The following is a 17,712-nucleotide window of genomic DNA, read 5'->3' as shown; positions in this document are numbered from 1 at the left end:
CTCTATAATTTGTTACCAAATCTCAAATTGAACTTATCTACAATAGACCCAATTCATGAAAACCTCATTCTTCTCTCTAGTTTTTGCATTAGCCCTCTCATCAACCCTTTTTTCGCAGCAGAAAATAGAGTCAACCCCAAAACCCAGAATAGTCGTCCTCACGGATGTTTCCACATGGGAAACGGATGATAGCGAATCTCTGGTCAGATTGCTGGTTCATGCAGATTTATATGAAATCGAGGGGCTCATTTTTACCACGGGTTGGAGCCTCGATAAAACCAGAGATGATTTCATGGACTTGATTCATGATGCTATTGATGCTTATGAAATGGACTTGCCTAATTTGATGAAGCGATCTGGTCAAACAGGTTTTCAAGATGATGAATCTGCTCAAACCATTGGTTACTGGCCAAGTCCTGATTATTTGAGAAGCATCACCGTATTCGGGAGCAAAAACAGAGGTCAGGAATTCATTGGAGCAAACAACAATTCACCTGGAAGTGAATTGATTATCAAACTTGCTGATGAACCAGATAAACGACCACTTTGGATCACTGTTTGGGGAGGTGGAAATACTGTTGCTCAGGCAATCTGGAAAGTCCAACAAGAAAGGTCTGAGGCAGAATTGAAAGAATTCCTACACAAAATCCCTGTCTATACGATCACGGACCAAGATCGGGATCAAAAGACTCCGTATGAAATCAGTTCGCATCAGTGGATGCGAAGAGAATTCGCCGACGATTTACTCTTTATCTGGGATGAATCTGCCTGGAAATATCAAAACGGTACAGGAAAGGCTAATTGGGAAAAATATGCAGAGCATATACAATCTCATGGAAATCTGGGAAAAGTCTATCCTAAATACAAATATGGCGTGGAAGGTGATACACCGGCATTTTTGCACCTCATGCCAAATGGATTGAATGACCCGATGGTTCCTTCTCAAGTGAGTTCGGGCGGTTATTTCCAATTTGGTCTAACAGAAGATGGAAAAACCTCTTCCTTCAGAAATTATCAAGACCCCGAATCTGAAGTATCCAGAAAGTATGAAAGTTACTTCTACCCTGCCACCTTTAATAATTTCGCAGCCAGAATGGACTGGGCCGACGAGGGAAAAGGTAATCGGAACCCGATCGTGGTAATAAATAAAATGGAAGGTATCGACATCCTTAGAGTTAAGGCAAAAAAATGTCAAAACATACTACTTGATGCCTCAAAATCTTACGATCAAGAGGGTGACCAGCTGAGCTTTAAATGGTGGATTATTCCTGAAGCAGGCACCTATAGTGGTGAAACTACCATACCCTTTAATGAATCGGATAGCATCAAATTCACCTTACCTCCCGACTCCTCAGGAAAGACCATTCACATCATCTGTGAGGTTACTGACAATGGATCACCACAACTGACCAGTTACAGAAGAGTTATCGTTGAAGTAAAATAAAAGTCAGATTTTCAATAAATTACCCCCATGAAATCTATCCCTCTTGCCTCCCTATTTCTCACTTTTTTGTTAACTGCATCATTTGTACAAAAAGCAAACTATCTCACTATGAGATGGAAGGATGTGGCTACTAAAATGCCTGAAGCTTGGTATGGCTCAGCCGAAGCGAAAGCAGTGGCTGAAAATGTGATGCTAGCGCAAAAGGATATAGGAGGTTGGGAGAAAAATAAAGAGTATCACATCCCACTTTCTGATGATGAAAGAGCTAAAATCAAAAGTGATAAATCCAAAATCGGAAGCACATTCGACAATGGTGCTACGATCACCGAAATGCGGTTTCTTGCAAAGGTTTATGCTCACCAACAAGACGAACTATATAAGCAGGCTTTTGAAAAAGGCTTGAATTACATCTTTATTTCACAATATGATAATGGTGGCTGGCCACAGTTTTTTCCTATTCGCGGGGGAAACGGAGACTATTCCATGCAAATCACCTACAACGATGACGCCATGGTCAATACCATGAAATTTCTCAAAGAGATTTATTCTGGTGATGAGAAGTATGTAGCCTTAAATCTAGGTCCAGAGCAACTAACAAAAGCACAGCAGGCATTTGATGCAGGAATTGAAATCATCCTAAAAACTCAAATCGTAGTGAATGGTGAACCTACCGTCTGGTGCGCACAGCACGATGAAATAACGCTCGCCCCGGCCAAAGCCCGTTCCTACGAACTTCCTTCATTTAGCGGAAGTGAATCTGTAGGCATAGTCCAGCTTTTAATGGAACTCGATAAGCCCTCAAATGAAGTAATAGCTGCCATCGATGGTGCTGTTAACTGGTTTGAAGCTCATAAAATAGAAGGGATCAAACTAGAAACCGAAGTCGACAGTGAAGGCAGAAAGAACCGGATAGTCGTAGAAGATAAGAATGCTCCTCTTATGTGGGGACGTTTTTATGATCTTGAAACTGCCCAACCATTCTTTTGCGATCGGGATGGCATCAAGAAAATCTCGCTTGCTGAAATCGGATATGAGCGTCGAAATGGATATAGTTGGTATGTAAATGCTCCTGAGAAAGTCTTGAAAGCATATCCAGAGTGGAAGAAAAAAGTGGAAGAAAACTAAGTTGAAATCCGATTAGAAATTGTCGGATTTTTTGATGGAAATACTAGTTTAAACCCAAATTAAAATCTTGAAATGTAATTGGTGCTATTCTTTCTAGTTTTGATGAAATTTAATTGAATTCATACATGAAGATTCAAGACAAAACTATCACTTACGGTTTTATTGCCGCTGGCCTGATGAATATCGGTGGAGTATTAACCTTTTCGAGATTCTTTACCAATTCGACCATTGCTGAGTTTGACCCAGCAGTCATGTCAAATTTTGGTTTGGTCATGATTGTAATCTGGGGACTTGCCTATATTGCAATAGCTAAAGATTTTGAAAAAGTAAACTGGCTAGTCGCTGTTTTCGCTATAGAAAAACTCATCTACGGCTTCGTCTGGGCCAAATGGCTCATGAACAATGACCTCGCCGCAATCTATGCAGAAGACAACATGGCCGGAATTTTCTATACCATCTATGGTGCAAATGACTGGCTATTTTTTATCTTTTTCTCCTTCGTATTTATCAGGACTTTGGCAAGAAAGTAGAAAAAAAAGCATTGACCGTAAATCGCATCCTGTTATTTATCAAAATATTAGCAGCTGCTCTCTTTTCCGGTTTCTAAATAACTGAATCAGTCAAGGAACCAAGGGGGTTGATAACTCATTGAAAGAATAACTACCGACTCAAAAAAAACAGAATATGTTCAGTACCCAAGTAAAAACTTATCTAGAAGAGGTAATCCATAACATGCCATCGGACTGGCTCACACTCACCACTCACCGCTTAGATATTTACAATGAAGAGTTGGCAAAAACTCAATTTTTAGATCAATTTGAGAGCTTATTCAGAGAAAACAACGCTTCTACGCATGCTTTAAACGCACTGCCAACTACCTATGACTATATCCGCTTAGGCCATCCTTTATCTTGTGTTTTGGAGTGGGCTATCGCAAAGTCAATAAGCCAACCCTCAGAAAATATTATCAGTTTCTCGTCGAAAACGACTCCTATTTTAGCTGTCCTCAGAAAGAATTTGTTAGAAAACAGAAACACACAAATCCTTCACACAGGAGATTTACCGGATTTTTTTGATGCCGAACTAGTAAGAGACATTTACGGATACAAGTTCGATCTGCAGCAGATTGAGCAAGGGTCTGAAATCCCAACTTTTGAAGGAAGTACGATTTTTATTTCACATAAAGAACAATTCGGTGCTAGTGATCTAACTACAGGAGTTGATTTCTCCATCAATCTTCACTCGGAGCTAGGCACTGTCTTGATAGCAAACGGAGAGAGAAACTCATCCTATATTTCAGAGATTCAGCATGTGCGCAGAAGAGAAACCATTGCGATGACTCCTGAAAATTGTCTTTTGGCGTTGAAGTCTCTCATCGGACAAGAAGCATCCCCTACCCTAGGCAATTCTGTGGAAACTGACAAAGCGAGCGTCTTAGCTTCCATCCAATCTATCACGGGAACCACGACAAGCCCGCTAGCGGCATCTAGTGGTCTCTCAATGCAGTATGCGATCATGATGGGACTCGTTCATGATGCCCTGGAAAATCACCCTGGCAAAGCAATCAAATTCATAGTCCCACCGAACTGCTACGGTGGCACAAATGACCAAGCTAGGCGTGTAGCAGCCTGTATTGACCTAGTCGAAGTGGTGGATTTGCCCGTTGATGGTGACAACGATATGGTGCAAAGTCTAGAAACCATTCTTACAAGATTGGCAGCTGAAAACGCGATTCCTTACATCATCGCCGAAATCCCAACAAACCCACGAGTTGAAGTCCCTAACCTTGAGCAACTAAAAGCTGTTTTAAGCAAAGAACGCAAAACGCCAACTGGCGAAAATGCAATTGCTTCGGTATTCATTTTAGATCAAACTTTCTGTCCCAATTATCTTTTCTTAGGCGAAGGTGAAATACTCTCCACAGTGAAAGCCATATCTTATGCTAGTGGCTCTAAATTCCCGAGTGGCGGTAAGTGTACCGCCGGGTACTGCGTCGCAAATAATCTAGCAGCAGCTTTGATGGATAAAATAGCGATACACCTCCAGCTTTGCGACAACGAAGCTACATCACTTCAGTACGAACTTTTAGCCAAGCAATTGCCATCCATGAATCAGCGGATCAAAGACGCTTACGTGAATACCCATGATTTTGTCAACTTTATTCAGAAAACTTTACCCACTGCCAAAATCAATTTTGTCTCCAAGGAATTAGCAGACCAAGGATTTACACCTTCCGTATTTTCATTGGATCTTCCCACAAAAGGAAACTCTCCTGAAGAAAAAGAGGCATATAAAAGAGCGTTAAATCTAAAGTTGATCAACATGATGATCACTGAGATCCCAGATGAAAGCAAGTACTGCGTGAGCTACGGGCAGCTAAAAGGATGTTATTGGACCATTCCTGCCACCTCAACTCAAGGCACGACGAAGGAAGGTGATAAGGACTACATCATCCGAGCCTCACTCTCGCCAATCATGGACCTGAAGCGTCACAAAGAAGTATTTCAGAAATTTGTAGATGAGATTTGATAAAAAAGGAGGTATTTAATGCCTCCTTTTTAACTTTAGGAGAAAAGATCAAACCACATAATCATTACTAAAACAGCTTTATATTTTATTCACCCACCAAAAAAAGATGAAGGATTTAGCAGGAAAAATAGTGTTGATTACTGGTGGCGCATCCGGTATTGGTAAAATAATGGCTCGTCTGATGCTAGAGCGAAAGGCCAAGGTAATCATCTGGGACATAAGCCAAGCTGGCATAGATAGCACTATCGCTGAATTTACTCATCTAGGCGTAGTAGTTGGCTTCCAAGTGGATGTTTCAAACATACAAGAGATACAGCAAACAGCTATTAATGTCAAGAATGATATAGGTATAGTCGATGTGGTAATAAACAACGCTGGGATAGTAGTCGGCAAATACTTCCATGAGCATTCGCCTGTAGATATTACCAAAACTATGGAGATCAACTCCACCGCACCCATGTTAGTCAGCAGCGAATTTCTGGGAGACATGATAGCTCAGAACTCTGGTCATATCTGCAACATTGCTTCTTCAGGAGGATTGATTTCCAATCCCAAAATGTCTGTTTATGCAGCTAGTAAGTGGGCGCTGATTGGTTGGTCAGATAGTCTCAGACTGGAGATGAAGCAACTGAACAAAAACATTAACATCACCACGATCATGCCCTATTACATCAATACAGGCATGTTTGACGGGGTGCAATCCAAAATCCCAATTCTAGAACCAGAGGCGGCCTCATTGACCATCGTTAAGGCAATCGAGAATAACGTAAGAATGCTAACCCTACCCGGCTATATCTACAGACTTACCCGAATTGGTCAAGGTATCTTATCAATAAATGCTTTTGACTGGTTTGCTGGATCTGTCATGGGCATTTACAAAACAATGGAGCACTTCGTCGGTCGAAAGAACTAAGTCTTACAAAAGCAATAAAGGGTAACTTTACATTGATTTTTAACAAAAGAATATGTCAATCACCAAAGAATCCGAATTGATCGGAATGAAAAAAGTCAGTGAAGTGGTGGCTACTACACTAAAGTTGATGATAGAGTATGCCAAAATTGGAATTTCAACCAAGGAACTTGACGTATACGGAGGTGAAATCCTGAAAAGTTACGGAGCTAAATCAGCGCCATTTGAGACCTATGGATTCCCCGGGTACACCTGCATTAGTGTAAATAAGGTAGCGGCACATGGCATTCCATCTGAGAAAATAATCTTGAAGGAAGGTGACTTGATCAATATCGATGTATCCGCAGAACTGAATGGTTTTTGGTCAGACAACGGAGGTTCTTTCGTGATCGGTAGAGATATTCATAATCATCAACCACTTGTAGATGCCTCGCAGAACATTTTGAAAAAAGCCATAAATGCCATAAAGGGTGGAGTAAAGATCGCTGACATTGGCTTTATCATAGAAACTGAAGCTAGAAAATCTGGTTTTAAAGTCATTAAAAACTTGGCTGGTCACGGAGTAGGTAGAAGTTTACATGAAGGGCCTGAAGACATACTCAACTACAGGGTCAAAAGCAACAGAGAACGCTTCAAGAAAAATACGACTGTAGCTATAGAAACCTTCATTTCCACCAATTCCACTGTCGCTGTGACAGAGAAGGATGGCTGGACTTTGGTAGGAAACAAAGGTGGATTTGTCACTCAACATGAACAAACAATTCTAATCACCGATGGCGCACCGGTTGTTTTGACTGAAGCGAATGGGTTTTGGGATTAAGCCTACTTTCACCTTATGAACAGATTTTTGTTCAAACTCAACTAGCACAATGAAAAAAAAATTAGCCTTATTTTTTGCTCTGCTTGGATGGTTTGCAGTGATAACTCAATTCATTTTAATGCTTGAAAACCGTGTCACTCCTATTCCTGAAGCAGTTATTAGATTTTTCAGCTTTTTCACCATATTGACAAACACGCTTGTTGCGCTATACTTTACTCGGGTAACTTTAGCTAAAAATCTAGAAGACAGTAAAATCAACAACGCTGGGATACTTACTGCAATCACAGTCTATATTTTCATGGTAGGTATAGTTTATCAGGTAGCGCTCAGACACATCTGGCAACCCGAAGGACTTCAAATGCTGGTTGATGAAATACTTCATTCTATCATTCCAGTTTTGGTAATTGTATTCTGGGCACGGTATGAAAAGACCAGATCAGTTTACTATTCACAGATCTTTAAATGGGCAATTTACCCGATAGCATACCTACTATATATTTTAGTCCGAGGAAGTTTTTCCAACTTTTACCCTTATCCCTTTGTTGATGTGACCAGTTTAGGTATGACCACTGTACTGATAAATTCGCTCGTCCTTTTACTCCTTTTTACTCTGATTTCTACCTTGTTTGTTGGGTTAGGTAAATCTTTAATCAGAAGATGAAATGAATATTCAAACTATCACGATTGAGCAAAGAGCGGAGTTTCTTGAAAAAGGATTTTTGGTTTTACCCAATGCTCTCCCAGCAAACTTGCTTTCAACCCTTCAAGAATTGATAGCTGAGCTAAATGAGGAAATGCTAAAATCCTATACCAACTCATCCCCCATTCCTAACGCAAGTTTTATCGAAGAGAAGGATAAGCCATTACTTGCCAGAGTTAACGATTTATTGGGAGTTTACCCTGAAGCTGTATTGGAGTTATTGGCTTCTCCTATAATGATGTCGATCGCAAAAGATCTGTGTGGTCCAGATGTAGTGCCTTTGCAATGCGACGTGCTATTCAAACACAATCATCCACAATCCTTCATTTCATGGCATCAGGATGCGCCACACTCTCGTAAGTTCCCTTACCTAAATATTGGAATTTACCTCGATGACGCTGACATAGGAGATGGATGTGTCGATTATGTCCCACACAGTCAACACGAAGTGCAGGACATAGGGAAATTGACACAAAAACATGGATATACTGTCCCGAATCGGGTGAGTGCATCAGTAAAGGCAGGAGATATCTTAATTCAAGACATGATGGTTCTTCACGCATCTCAAGTCAAAAGAAAAGAAGGCATTCGAAGAACAATTTATGTAGAAATGAGACCAGCTGCCGCCATATTGGATCAAGGTGTTCAAAGCAAAGAATGGGCAGAATTACGTAGGCGTTGGATGGGGATTGTGAAACGAAGATCAACTGTGATATGGCCAGAAGATTTTCTAGAGTCCCTTCCACAAGATTTGAAAAGTGATGAAGAAGAAATCAAGCAAATCCTTCAACATCGGGAGCCCCCTATTCCTGCCAATTATGGTTTCCCTATCAATGATTAGTCGTAATATCCAGTGTGACTAGTTCTGCATAGATATGACAGTTTGTAAAGATAAATTCAGATAGCATCAGGCATCGACTCTATGCTTCCTCTGCAAGCTCTAGGATAAAAAAATCCCCCCATCTAGCGCATTATGGCTTTTGGGGGGGATTTCGATTTTAAATAACTAGCCTACTTAATGATTCTCGTGCTTACTTGGATCATAGTTGGCTTCCAGCTCTGCTAGGGTCTTTTTGCCATAGGCGATTTTGGTGATCACCACATATAGGACTGGCACAAAGAAGATCGCCAAGAAGGTAGCAGCAAGCATTCCTCCAATCACCGTTAAACCAATCGTCTGCCTTGCCACAGCACCAGCTCCATTGGAAATAGCCAAAGGAACCACACCAAGAATAAAGGCCAGCGAAGTCATAATAATCGGGCGAAGTCTCAATTTCACCGCTTCCAAAGTCGCCTGAAGTAGTGGCATTCCTACATCCACCCGTTCTTTGGCAAACTCCACAATAAGAATGGCATTTTTGGCGGCCAAACCAATCAGCGTAATCAGACCAATCTGTGCGTAGATGTTATTGTCCAATTTCGGAAGAAAATGCAATGCAACTATAGCCCCAAAAGCTCCAAGTGGCAAAGCCAGCAGGACGGAGAAAGGCACAGACCAGCTTTCATACAGCGCTGCCAATAGCAAAGAAACCAGCACAATCGCCAAGGCAAATATTAGAATAGTTGCGTTTCCAGAGGATTGCTCTTCCCTACTCAAACCAGAAAAATCATAGCCGTACCCGGCAGGCAAGGTTTCAGCCGCTACTTCTTCCAGCGCTGCCATTGCTTGCCCAGAACTATATCCAGGTGCAGCGTTGCCATTGATTTCAGCTGATCGGAACAGATTATAGTGAGAAATCACCGGAGCATTTTCTACTACTTCATAGCTGATCAAGGCGCTTAAAGGAACTGATTCTCCTCCATTACTTTTGACATAATATTGCTGCAGATTATTGATTCCAGCTCGGTAAGCAGTATCGGCTTGGGCTACCACCCGGAAGTTTCTTCCGTAAATAGTAAAGTCATTGACATAAGAACTTCCCATGTAATTAGACATCGTGTTGAAAATTTCAGTCAGCGGAACACCCAATTTCTTGGCTTTTTCCCTATCCACAGTCACATGGTATCCAGGAGTTTTGGCAGTAAAGAAACTATAGGCCATGGCAATTTCAGGACGCTGATTTGCGGCAGCGATGAATTGCCCCATAGTGGCTTCAAACTCTTTAATATCACCCGTAGCAGATCGTTGCTCCAACATAAAACTGAAACCTCCCGTACTACCCAAACCTGGAATCGCTGGTGGCGGAACCACAACGATATTTCCTTCTGTAATAGCAGCGAACTTCTGGTTTAAAGTCGCCAACATGCCATTAAGCTGGAGAGAGGGATCTTTTCTATCATCCCAAGGGTCCATCTGAACAAAGAAAGTAGCCGCATTTGGTTTGAAAGAAAAGTTGATCACGTTCAATCCACCAATACCAGTGACATGATTGATCCCTTCAGTTTCTTCCAAGATGCTATTCATGTGCTGCATAACCGCCTGAGTTCGGTTACTTGATGCACCCTCTGGAAGTTGAAGCGTCACATAAAGTCGCCCTTCATCTTCAGTAGGTAAAAATCCTGTTGGTTTCGTTTGGAACAGGCCAAAGGTTCCTATGAAAATACATAGCAGTAAAATCAAAACCAGCGGAGCTCTTTTGATGCTGGCTCTGACACCATTCGTATAGCTGGCAGTTGTACGCTCAAACCATAAGTTGAATTTGTAGAAGAACTTATTCAGGCCCTTACCATTTTCATTCACCTCAGAAGGTTTCAGCAAGAGAACGCACAATGCAGGAGTTAAACTCAAGGCAACGAATGCTGAAATCAATACGGAGATTGCAATTGTGATCGCAAACTGCTGGTACATTCTACCCACGATACCTGGAATAAATCCTACCGGAATAAATACCGCTGCCAAAATCAATGCAATGGCAATCACTGGCGCTGTGATATCTTTCATAGCCAAGCGGGTTGCTTCTTTAGCCGAAATCTTCTTTGAATCAATGTAATGCTGCACGGCTTCCACCACCACGATGGCATCATCCACTACAATACCAATGGCTAGCACGAAACCAAAGAGGGTCAGTGTATTGATGGTAAATCCAAGTAACGGGAAGAAAATAAACGTACCGATGATAGAAACAGGTATCGCAAGCACTGGAACCAATGTTGCTCTCCAACTCTGAAGGAACAGGAATACAACGATAATCACTAGGATCAATGCTTCCACGAATGTGTTCATTACTTCGTTGATGGAGACTTCCACCACGGATACGGATTCAAAGGGAACCGTGTAAGTCATATCAGTAGGAAAGCTTTTTTTCAATTCATCCAGAGCAGCATAAACGCCCTCGGCAGTTTCCAAAGCATTACTTCCTGGAGCTTGGTAGACAAGCAAAATCGCAGCTTCTTCTCCATCCAAGGTAGAATACCTGCTGTAGTCAAATTGACCTAACTCGATTCTGGCTACATCCTTCAGGTAAACCAAAGATCCATCTGCTGGATTTGATCTCAAGATGATATCTTCAAACTCTTCCGAACTTTCCAGTCGCCCATTTACGGTAATTGGATATTCAAAAACCTGTGTATCGTACTGCGGCATACTTCCCACTTTTCCAGCGGCAACTTGTAAGTTTTGCTCCTGAATGGCGGCTGTCACTTCTTTCGCTGTAATGCCATACTGTGCTAATTTGTCTGGCTTGAGCCAAACTCTCATACTGAAATCCTGACCAATTGGTGTAATATCCCCCACTCCATTCACACGGAGAAGTGCATCTTTGATGAAAATATTGGCATAGTTGGAAAGGAATTTACTGTCGTGAGTTCTTTCCGGTGAAGTGATACTCAATACCATCATAATGGATGGGTTTCTTTTTCTCACGGTCACCCCGAGTCTACGCACGGCCTCTGGAAGAGATGGTTCTGCTATAGAAACTCTGTTTTGGACATCCAATGTTGCGATGTTGATGTCCGTCCCTACTTCGAAGGTGACGTTCATCTGCATCTGACCGGTACTGGTATTATTCGATGAAATGTAAGCCATCCCCGGAGTACCGTTTACCTGGGTCTCTATTGGTGTCGCTACCGTCTGCTCAACTGTCCGCGCATCCGCTCCAGTGTAGTTGGCAGAAACAGAAACTACCGGCGGGGTAATGTCTGGATATTGAGTGACCGGCAGATTTAAAATTGCCAAAACACCGACCAGCACGATGACGATAGAAATCACCATTGCTGTTACTGGCCGTTTTATAAATACGTCTGATATCATTAGTAATTAATCAAGTCTGTTGAAAAAATCATTTATTGAGCTGCTGTTTGCTCAGTGATTTGAGCACCTTCACGTAATTTCTGAATACCAGTCACCACGATTTTGGCACCCTCTTGTACTCCTGATCTCACCACAATATCATCTCCTATTTGAGTCCCAAGAATCACATTCTGCTGCTTCACCGTATTATCAGACTGTACCAGATAGACAAAATACTCACCCATTTGCTCTGTTACGGCTCTGTAAGGAATCACTACTTGCTCTCCTAAATCCTGATTAAGAACCATCAGGTTTACCGTCATCCCTGCAATTAAGTCCCTGTTGGGGTTAGGAAATTGAACTCGGAGTGCAATGGTACCGGATTGCCGTCCTACAGCTCTGTCAATCGTAGTGAATGTACCGTTGAAAGGATAAATACTATTGTCGCTGAATCTGATTCTAAAAAGTGAATCGGGATTGTCTTCTGCTTTCAGCAACTTATTGAATCTAGGAATCTCGCGTTCGTTGATTACAAAATTCAATGACATAGGATCATTAGATGAAAGGGTATTCAATAGCGGCTGACCTGGAGAAACCTGTGATCCCAATCTCACCTGAGATATCCCCACTGTGCCATCAAATGGGGCAGTTAAAACTGAATATTGATAATCTGTATTTGCTGATTCCAGTTGAGCTTTGGCTGAGCTAAGCTGTGCTTTTGCGTCCAACACAGCACTTTCAGCATGATCCAATTGCTGCTTTGCAATAGCCTCTTGCTCATCCAGTCTCTTATAGCGATCGTAATCCTTGGACAATCTCGCTAGATTGGCTTCAGCACTTTCTACCAGTGCTTTGGCTTGCTGCTGCGAAGCTGCATATTTACTTCTGTCGATCTCATATAGTCTTTGCCCCTTTTTGACTTCCTGGCCATCTTTTACATAAATGTTTGTGATGTAACCTCCAATTTGAGGCCTTATTTCTACTTCATTTAGCGGAACCAATGATGATGGATATTCATCAACTCCTGTCACCGTTTTGGAAACTACCGTGTAGGTGGTAACTGGCACTGCAGGTGATGCCTGTTGTTCTGCCTGCTCCTTTTGACCGCAGGAGAATCCTGCTAAAACCAAGACCGAAAAAGCTGCAAGTTTGTATGATAAGTTCATATGGTATAAAATTTTAAGAGGATTCGAATTATTTGATAGTTCCTAATGCTCGCTCTAGATCAAGCTTGTCTTCCAACACTTGATAAAATGCATTGATATGATTAATCTGGGCTGTTTGGAGGTCTGTCTCTGCTACGACTAATTCCACGTAAGCTTTGATTCCTTCATCGTATTGAAGCTTAATGATGTCATAAACATCCTCTGCCATCTCCATATTTTCTCTAATGAGCTGCCATTCGTAGACACTACTGTTATAGTCTGCAAGAGCAATTGAATACTCCGTTTTAATCTGATTACTAAGATTTTCGATTTCTATTTTGCCGCGATCTACCTGCAGTTCAGCTGCTTTTACTCTATGAACTCTTTTGCCACCTTGAAAAATAGGGATTGCCAGATTGATACCTACCGAAGAAACAGGAAAAGCAGCCCTGTACAGTTCTGAGAAAGTGTTGTTGAAGTAATTCCAATTATATCGGTAATAGGCAGACATTTCCGGAAGGTAATTCCACTTTTCATAGCTTCTCTGGATCTCATTTAGCGTTTGCTGTGTCTGCATCAATCGATATTCCACCCGATTTTCCATCATCAATGGTTCTGCGGTATTTTCCCCAATTTTGCCTGCAGCTCCCTGCACATCAAACTCAATAACAAAATCCAAACTATCCGGATACCCCATTAGTTGCTTGAGGTAATCATACTTTGCATCAAAAGAGTTTGCAACTCTATTTCGATCACTTCTCACATTGGTCAGGGCAATTGAGGCACGCTGATAATCTGTCTTGTCCACTAAGCCCGCTTCAAACCTGCTATATGCATCTTTGTACTGCTTCTCTAACCGACTGAGATTTTGATCAAGAATTTTTAGTTGCTCTTCGGAAAGTAGAATGGAGTAAAAAGCCTTACTAACATCAACGACCGTGTTGATCCGTGCATTTTCTATTACCTGCTGCAATTGCTGACGGTAATACTTAGAAGTCTTGGTGGCAAAAAGCTGATCTCTGTTGAAAAGTGTCTGATCTGCCTGCAATAACACATTGGAGTTGTAATCCTGACCAAACGTAATCAACTGTTCGCCGATAATCTGCTGCTGAAGCTTGATATTGTAGGCACCAGCTGCCGAAGCGGTGATCTGGGGATACCATTCAGCCAAATTTGACCGGATATCTCTATCCCCTATTTGCTCATCTATTTGTGCTTGCCGGATAATTGGACTTTGCACCAGCGCAAATTCTATCACCTGATCCAAGGTCAACACGCCTTGGCCGACTGTACTTTCTTCCTGACTGTAGACAGCTTCGGTCATGAGTAGTACACTCAATCCGACCAACAGTAAACGTTTGTTAAACATGTAATTAATAATTAGTTGGTAATAACTTAAAAAAGGTTTATTGGGTTAAGCAGTTTTGATCCCAGCCCAGATTAGTTGAGATATTTCGTCAAGATTCACATTTGTTTTTGCGAGCTTGGTTTTAAAATTCTTTTTGATCCTCACGGTTGAAGTGATATTGGTATTGACCAAAATGGAAAGAATCACCGGATTAGTCGCACGTATAGCTCCCTCGTCCATACCTGACTGAAAAAACTTGTGAGCCCATTCATGCCACATATTTGGCCGATTTTGAACTTTCTCTGAATTAAAAGGTGAATTCAAAAACTGGTCATAGAATCCATGAATGGCAGGATGCTGCTCATAGAATTCAGTGAAATTCCTCCAATAATTGAAAAACCTATTCTCGAATTCCAAGGAATCATCGTCCCTTTCAGCTAAATAGTAGGTGATTTTTTCGGCGACATAGTCATAGATTCCCACGATCAAATCCTCCTTATTTTCAAAATAGGTATAAATAGTACCTGCAGCTACACCGGCATTTTTCGCTACCTGGCTCACAGGACATCCATGAAATCCATTGGCATGCACTAATTCCAGAGCGCTTTCAATGATGCTCTGTTTCTTGTCTAATAAATTTTCCATAATTGACTGAATGAACGTTCAATCATAATGGACTGGCAATAGTTCCAGTTATTGAGGAAATTATTTAGGAAATTTAAGAACGGTGAAATTTAAAAAAGGACTGAAAAATAAAGCCGTTGATAATGAATTGGTTCTGTGCTACCAAAGCAGATGATCGGATTTAAACTTTCGTTTTTATATTTTTTCGACACTAGAATCACTAACATTGCAACCCAATTGAAAATAGCTGCGGATGTGGCGAAATTGGTAGACGCACTAGACTTAGGATCTAGCGCCGCGAGGCATGGGGGTTCGAGTCCCTCTATCCGCACTAAGACCTCTCAGAGATTTCTGGGAGGTTTTTTAATTTCAAGAACTAAAATTCTTTTTTGTAATTATTATTACCCTCCCGAATTCTCCCCCGATAATCACCACATTAGATAGTTCTAATACAAATTAACTGCGATAGATGTAACTTAGCTTAGATTTCTAAGCTAAAATTTGCTTTTTGCAGACCACCCAATAGATAGTTATGTCGCAATTTGATTCAATCAGGCCTTTTTACGATGCGGAAGCTAATGCTGCAATCCGAAAGATTGTAAATGATCCTATGCTGGAGGCAATGATGAGTTTTACGTTTCCAAACGATTCTACGGAGCATTGGAAAGACTTAATGGTTCATACACATTCGCTGCGCGACTTTCAGGTGAACTTCATTTATCCGGGAGTACAAAAGGTTATTGAAAAAAGCTCAGATGGATTAAGTACTGGTGGTTTTGAGCTCTTGCAACCCAATACTGCCTACCTTTTTATTTCTAATCACCGAGATATTATTCTGGATACTTCCTTGCTGAATTCCTGCCTTTATGAAAACAGTCTAATCCTCACTACTTCTGCTATTGGAGATAATCTGATCCAAAAACCATTTTTACATACACTTTCAAGACTTAACAGGAATTTTGCCATTAAGCGCGGGCTCCAAGGAAGAGCTTTGTTAGAAAGTTCGCAGATGGCTTCAGCTTATATTAAAAAATCTCTGATTTCTGAAAATCGATCTGTCTGGACAGCGCAGCGGGAAGGTCGCACCAAGGACGGTAATGATGCTACTCACCGTGGAGTTTTGAAAATGCTAACGCTCGCAGAAGAAGGTCAAAATCCATTTGGTTATTTTGAAAAAATTAAAGTTGTTCCAATCTCTATTTCCTACGAATATGATCCTACGGACGTATTGAAAATGCCTGAATGGCTAGCCAAGTCCAGGGATGAGAAATATGTGAAAGGTGAAAATGAGGATTTTCTCAATCTTCTCAGAGGAATCATGGGTACCAAAAAGAGAATCCACCTTCAGGTAAATGGTATTTTGGATAAGGAAATCAAAGCAATCTCTGAAATGGAACTCAGTCAGCCTGATAAACTCAGTAAACTTGCCGAATGCATTGATCAGAAAATATGGTCTGGTTATAAATTATGGCCAAGCAATTATATTGCTCACGACCTACTTTATGGAGATGAGGAGTATGTAAACTTCTATACTGCAGCCGAAAAAGAGTCCTTCGAAAAAAGGATGATTGAAAAAGTAAATACGAAGAATGAATTTCTGATTCAAAGCTTTTTGTCGATGTATGCTAATCCTGTCAACAATCAAAAAGCAGCATTGCAAACTAATTCACCTTCATCTCAATCCTGAATTTAGTTCCAACGCCTAGCTTGGAGTCAATTTCCAAGATACCATTTTGTTGATTTACGAGCTGTTTAACCAAGTTCAAACCCAACCCAAACCCAATTTCTCCTCGAGTTCCTTCATCAGTAGATGTTCCGTCATCTAATATTTCGCTTACTTTAGAACTACTCATACCAATTCCATTATCCTCAACAATCAGCTCAAGAATCAAATCCAATTCATTTCGCGTCAGGTTCATTTTTAGGGTAATTATACCTCCTGCTTTAGTGAATTTGATAGAGTTGGAAAGTAAATTCCCTAAAATCTGAAGGACATATAATTTAGAGAAAGACTCAAATTGATTCTCCTGATCTAGTAGCACATTGAAGTCAATATTTTTTACTTTTAACTGAGGAGCCAAAAGACGCACAATCGTTTCTTTCAGTTTTACCAAGTTGGTTTCTCCCTCATTTAATTCGGGGCTTCGATTGGCGTTATCATCAAATTCTTTTGAAAGAATATCCTTTGACAAATCAAGCAAGGAAATACTGCTTTGCTTGATCATTTCAGTATATTCTTTTATCTCTTGAGAACTAGCAGCCAATTCTTCATCAAGGATTAAATCTGTCAAACCAATCACCCCACTTATTGGACCTCGAATATCATGAGCCAATTTCTTCTGGTTCAATTCAGCCTCTTTTACTTTATTTTTCAGATTAGCTACCAAATTATTTACTCGCAATCTGTCAACAATTTGTCTCGCTATCAATCTCAAAACATCCTTTACCTCTTCAGATAGATGCATTATTTGACTATCCATAACGCAGAGCGCTCCAAGATTATATCCTTCTGGTGAGGTCAAGGGCACTCCCATATAGTATTTGAGATTTGGGGCATCTCTCACATAAAAGACGTGCTTGAAGCGTTCATCAGCACTCAAGTCTCCTACTTCAAAACCTTCGTTGCCGGGAGTTTGAATTGTAAATTGACAAACAGAGTCTTCTTTCGGCATTTGAGTGATATCTATCCCATAGGAGGACACACTCCATTGGGTAAATGAATCGATAAGATTGACTAGAGAAATTTCTGTTCCGCTGATTTTAGCGGCTAACTCCGTAAGAAAATTTAATCCTTGCTTTGGCTCATAATAATCAATTCCCAGATTACTTAGGGCTAATAGCCTTTCTAATTCAGTCTCATGCAAGGAAGATATTTGATTCATTTTACTACTTTTAATAA

At 40.9% G+C, this 17,712-nt stretch carries 14 protein-coding genes and 1 tRNA gene; 10 read left to right on the top strand and 5 right to left on the bottom strand.

Features of this window, described 5'->3' with window-relative positions; translation table 11 throughout:
* The first annotated feature begins 55 nt into the window (after nucleotides 1-55).
* From ACPUEN_RS02445 to ACPUEN_RS02410, 8 genes are all read left to right on the top strand, one after another.
* On the top strand, nucleotides 56-1,444 hold the full coding sequence (locus ACPUEN_RS02445) for a DUF1593 domain-containing protein (RefSeq protein WP_425638243.1): 1,389 nt from the start codon (nucleotides 56-58) through the stop codon (nucleotides 1,442-1,444).
* A gap of 108 nt (nucleotides 1,445-1,552) precedes the next feature.
* Nucleotides 1,553-2,569, top strand: coding sequence for a pectate lyase (gene pelA, locus ACPUEN_RS02440; RefSeq protein ID WP_425638242.1), 1,017 nt, complete (start codon nucleotides 1,553-1,555; stop codon nucleotides 2,567-2,569).
* Nucleotides 2,570-2,694: 125 nt separating this feature from the next.
* Nucleotides 2,695-3,099 (top strand): hypothetical protein, encoded by a 405-nt coding sequence (locus ACPUEN_RS02435; RefSeq protein ID WP_425638241.1) that lies wholly within the window; start codon nucleotides 2,695-2,697, stop codon nucleotides 3,097-3,099.
* Nucleotides 3,100-3,253: 154 nt separating this feature from the next.
* Nucleotides 3,254-5,098 carry a cystathionine beta-synthase gene (locus ACPUEN_RS02430; protein ID WP_425638240.1) on the top strand — a complete coding sequence of 615 codons (1,845 nt, stop codon included), beginning with the start codon at nucleotides 3,254-3,256 and terminating at the stop codon, nucleotides 5,096-5,098.
* Between the two features lie 106 nt (nucleotides 5,099-5,204).
* Entirely contained in the window at nucleotides 5,205-6,011 is an 807-nt protein-coding gene (locus ACPUEN_RS02425) for an SDR family oxidoreductase (protein ID WP_425638239.1), read from the top strand.
* 52 nt (nucleotides 6,012-6,063) lie between these two features.
* Nucleotides 6,064-6,828, top strand: coding sequence for a type I methionyl aminopeptidase (gene map / locus ACPUEN_RS02420; protein ID WP_425638238.1), 765 nt, complete (start codon nucleotides 6,064-6,066; stop codon nucleotides 6,826-6,828).
* 49 nt (nucleotides 6,829-6,877) lie between these two features.
* Nucleotides 6,878-7,489 (top strand): Pr6Pr family membrane protein, encoded by a 612-nt coding sequence (locus ACPUEN_RS02415; protein WP_425638237.1) that lies wholly within the window; start codon nucleotides 6,878-6,880, stop codon nucleotides 7,487-7,489.
* Between the two features lies 1 nt (nucleotide 7,490).
* Nucleotides 7,491-8,369 (top strand): phytanoyl-CoA dioxygenase family protein, encoded by an 879-nt coding sequence (locus ACPUEN_RS02410; RefSeq protein WP_425638236.1) that lies wholly within the window; start codon nucleotides 7,491-7,493, stop codon nucleotides 8,367-8,369.
* 174 nt (nucleotides 8,370-8,543) lie between these two features.
* Here ACPUEN_RS02410 and ACPUEN_RS02405 read toward each other — a convergent pair whose 3' ends face one another.
* The 4 genes from ACPUEN_RS02405 to ACPUEN_RS02390 are packed head-to-tail and all read right to left on the bottom strand — an operon-like array spanning nucleotide 8,544 to nucleotide 14,834.
* Nucleotides 8,544-11,717 (bottom strand): efflux RND transporter permease subunit, encoded by a 3,174-nt coding sequence (locus tag ACPUEN_RS02405; RefSeq protein ID WP_425638235.1) that lies wholly within the window; start codon nucleotides 11,715-11,717, stop codon nucleotides 8,544-8,546.
* Between the two features lie 32 nt (nucleotides 11,718-11,749).
* Complete coding sequence (locus tag ACPUEN_RS02400) at nucleotides 11,750-12,862, bottom strand: efflux RND transporter periplasmic adaptor subunit (RefSeq protein ID WP_425638234.1); 1,113 nt, start codon at nucleotides 12,860-12,862, stop codon at nucleotides 11,750-11,752.
* Between the two features lie 28 nt (nucleotides 12,863-12,890).
* Nucleotides 12,891-14,210 (bottom strand): TolC family protein, encoded by a 1,320-nt coding sequence (locus tag ACPUEN_RS02395; protein ID WP_425638233.1) that lies wholly within the window; start codon nucleotides 14,208-14,210, stop codon nucleotides 12,891-12,893.
* A gap of 45 nt (nucleotides 14,211-14,255) precedes the next feature.
* A complete protein-coding gene (locus ACPUEN_RS02390; RefSeq protein WP_425638232.1) occupies nucleotides 14,256-14,834 on the bottom strand; it encodes a TetR/AcrR family transcriptional regulator in 579 nt (192 codons plus the stop codon).
* A gap of 228 nt (nucleotides 14,835-15,062) precedes the next feature.
* On the opposite strand from ACPUEN_RS02390, the gene ACPUEN_RS02385 reads away from it, so the two are divergent.
* A tRNA-Leu gene (locus ACPUEN_RS02385) sits at nucleotides 15,063-15,144 on the top strand.
* Nucleotides 15,145-15,345: 201 nt separating this feature from the next.
* Nucleotides 15,346-16,500, top strand: coding sequence for a 1-acyl-sn-glycerol-3-phosphate acyltransferase (locus tag ACPUEN_RS02380; RefSeq protein WP_425638231.1), 1,155 nt, complete (start codon nucleotides 15,346-15,348; stop codon nucleotides 16,498-16,500).
* Here ACPUEN_RS02380 and ACPUEN_RS02375 read toward each other — a convergent pair.
* A complete protein-coding gene (locus ACPUEN_RS02375) occupies nucleotides 16,475-17,695 on the bottom strand; it encodes a GAF domain-containing sensor histidine kinase (RefSeq protein ID WP_425638230.1) in 1,221 nt (406 codons plus the stop codon). The two genes, ACPUEN_RS02380 and ACPUEN_RS02375, sit on opposite strands and share 26 nt — an antisense overlap.
* Between the last annotated feature and the right edge of the window lie 17 nt (nucleotides 17,696-17,712).

The organism is Algoriphagus yeomjeoni, assembly GCF_049821175.1.
Lineage (GTDB): Bacteria > Bacteroidota > Bacteroidia > Cytophagales > Cyclobacteriaceae > Algoriphagus > Algoriphagus yeomjeoni_A.
Note: the sequence above shows the minus strand (reverse complement) of the source record. Positions and strands in the feature narration are given on the sequence as shown.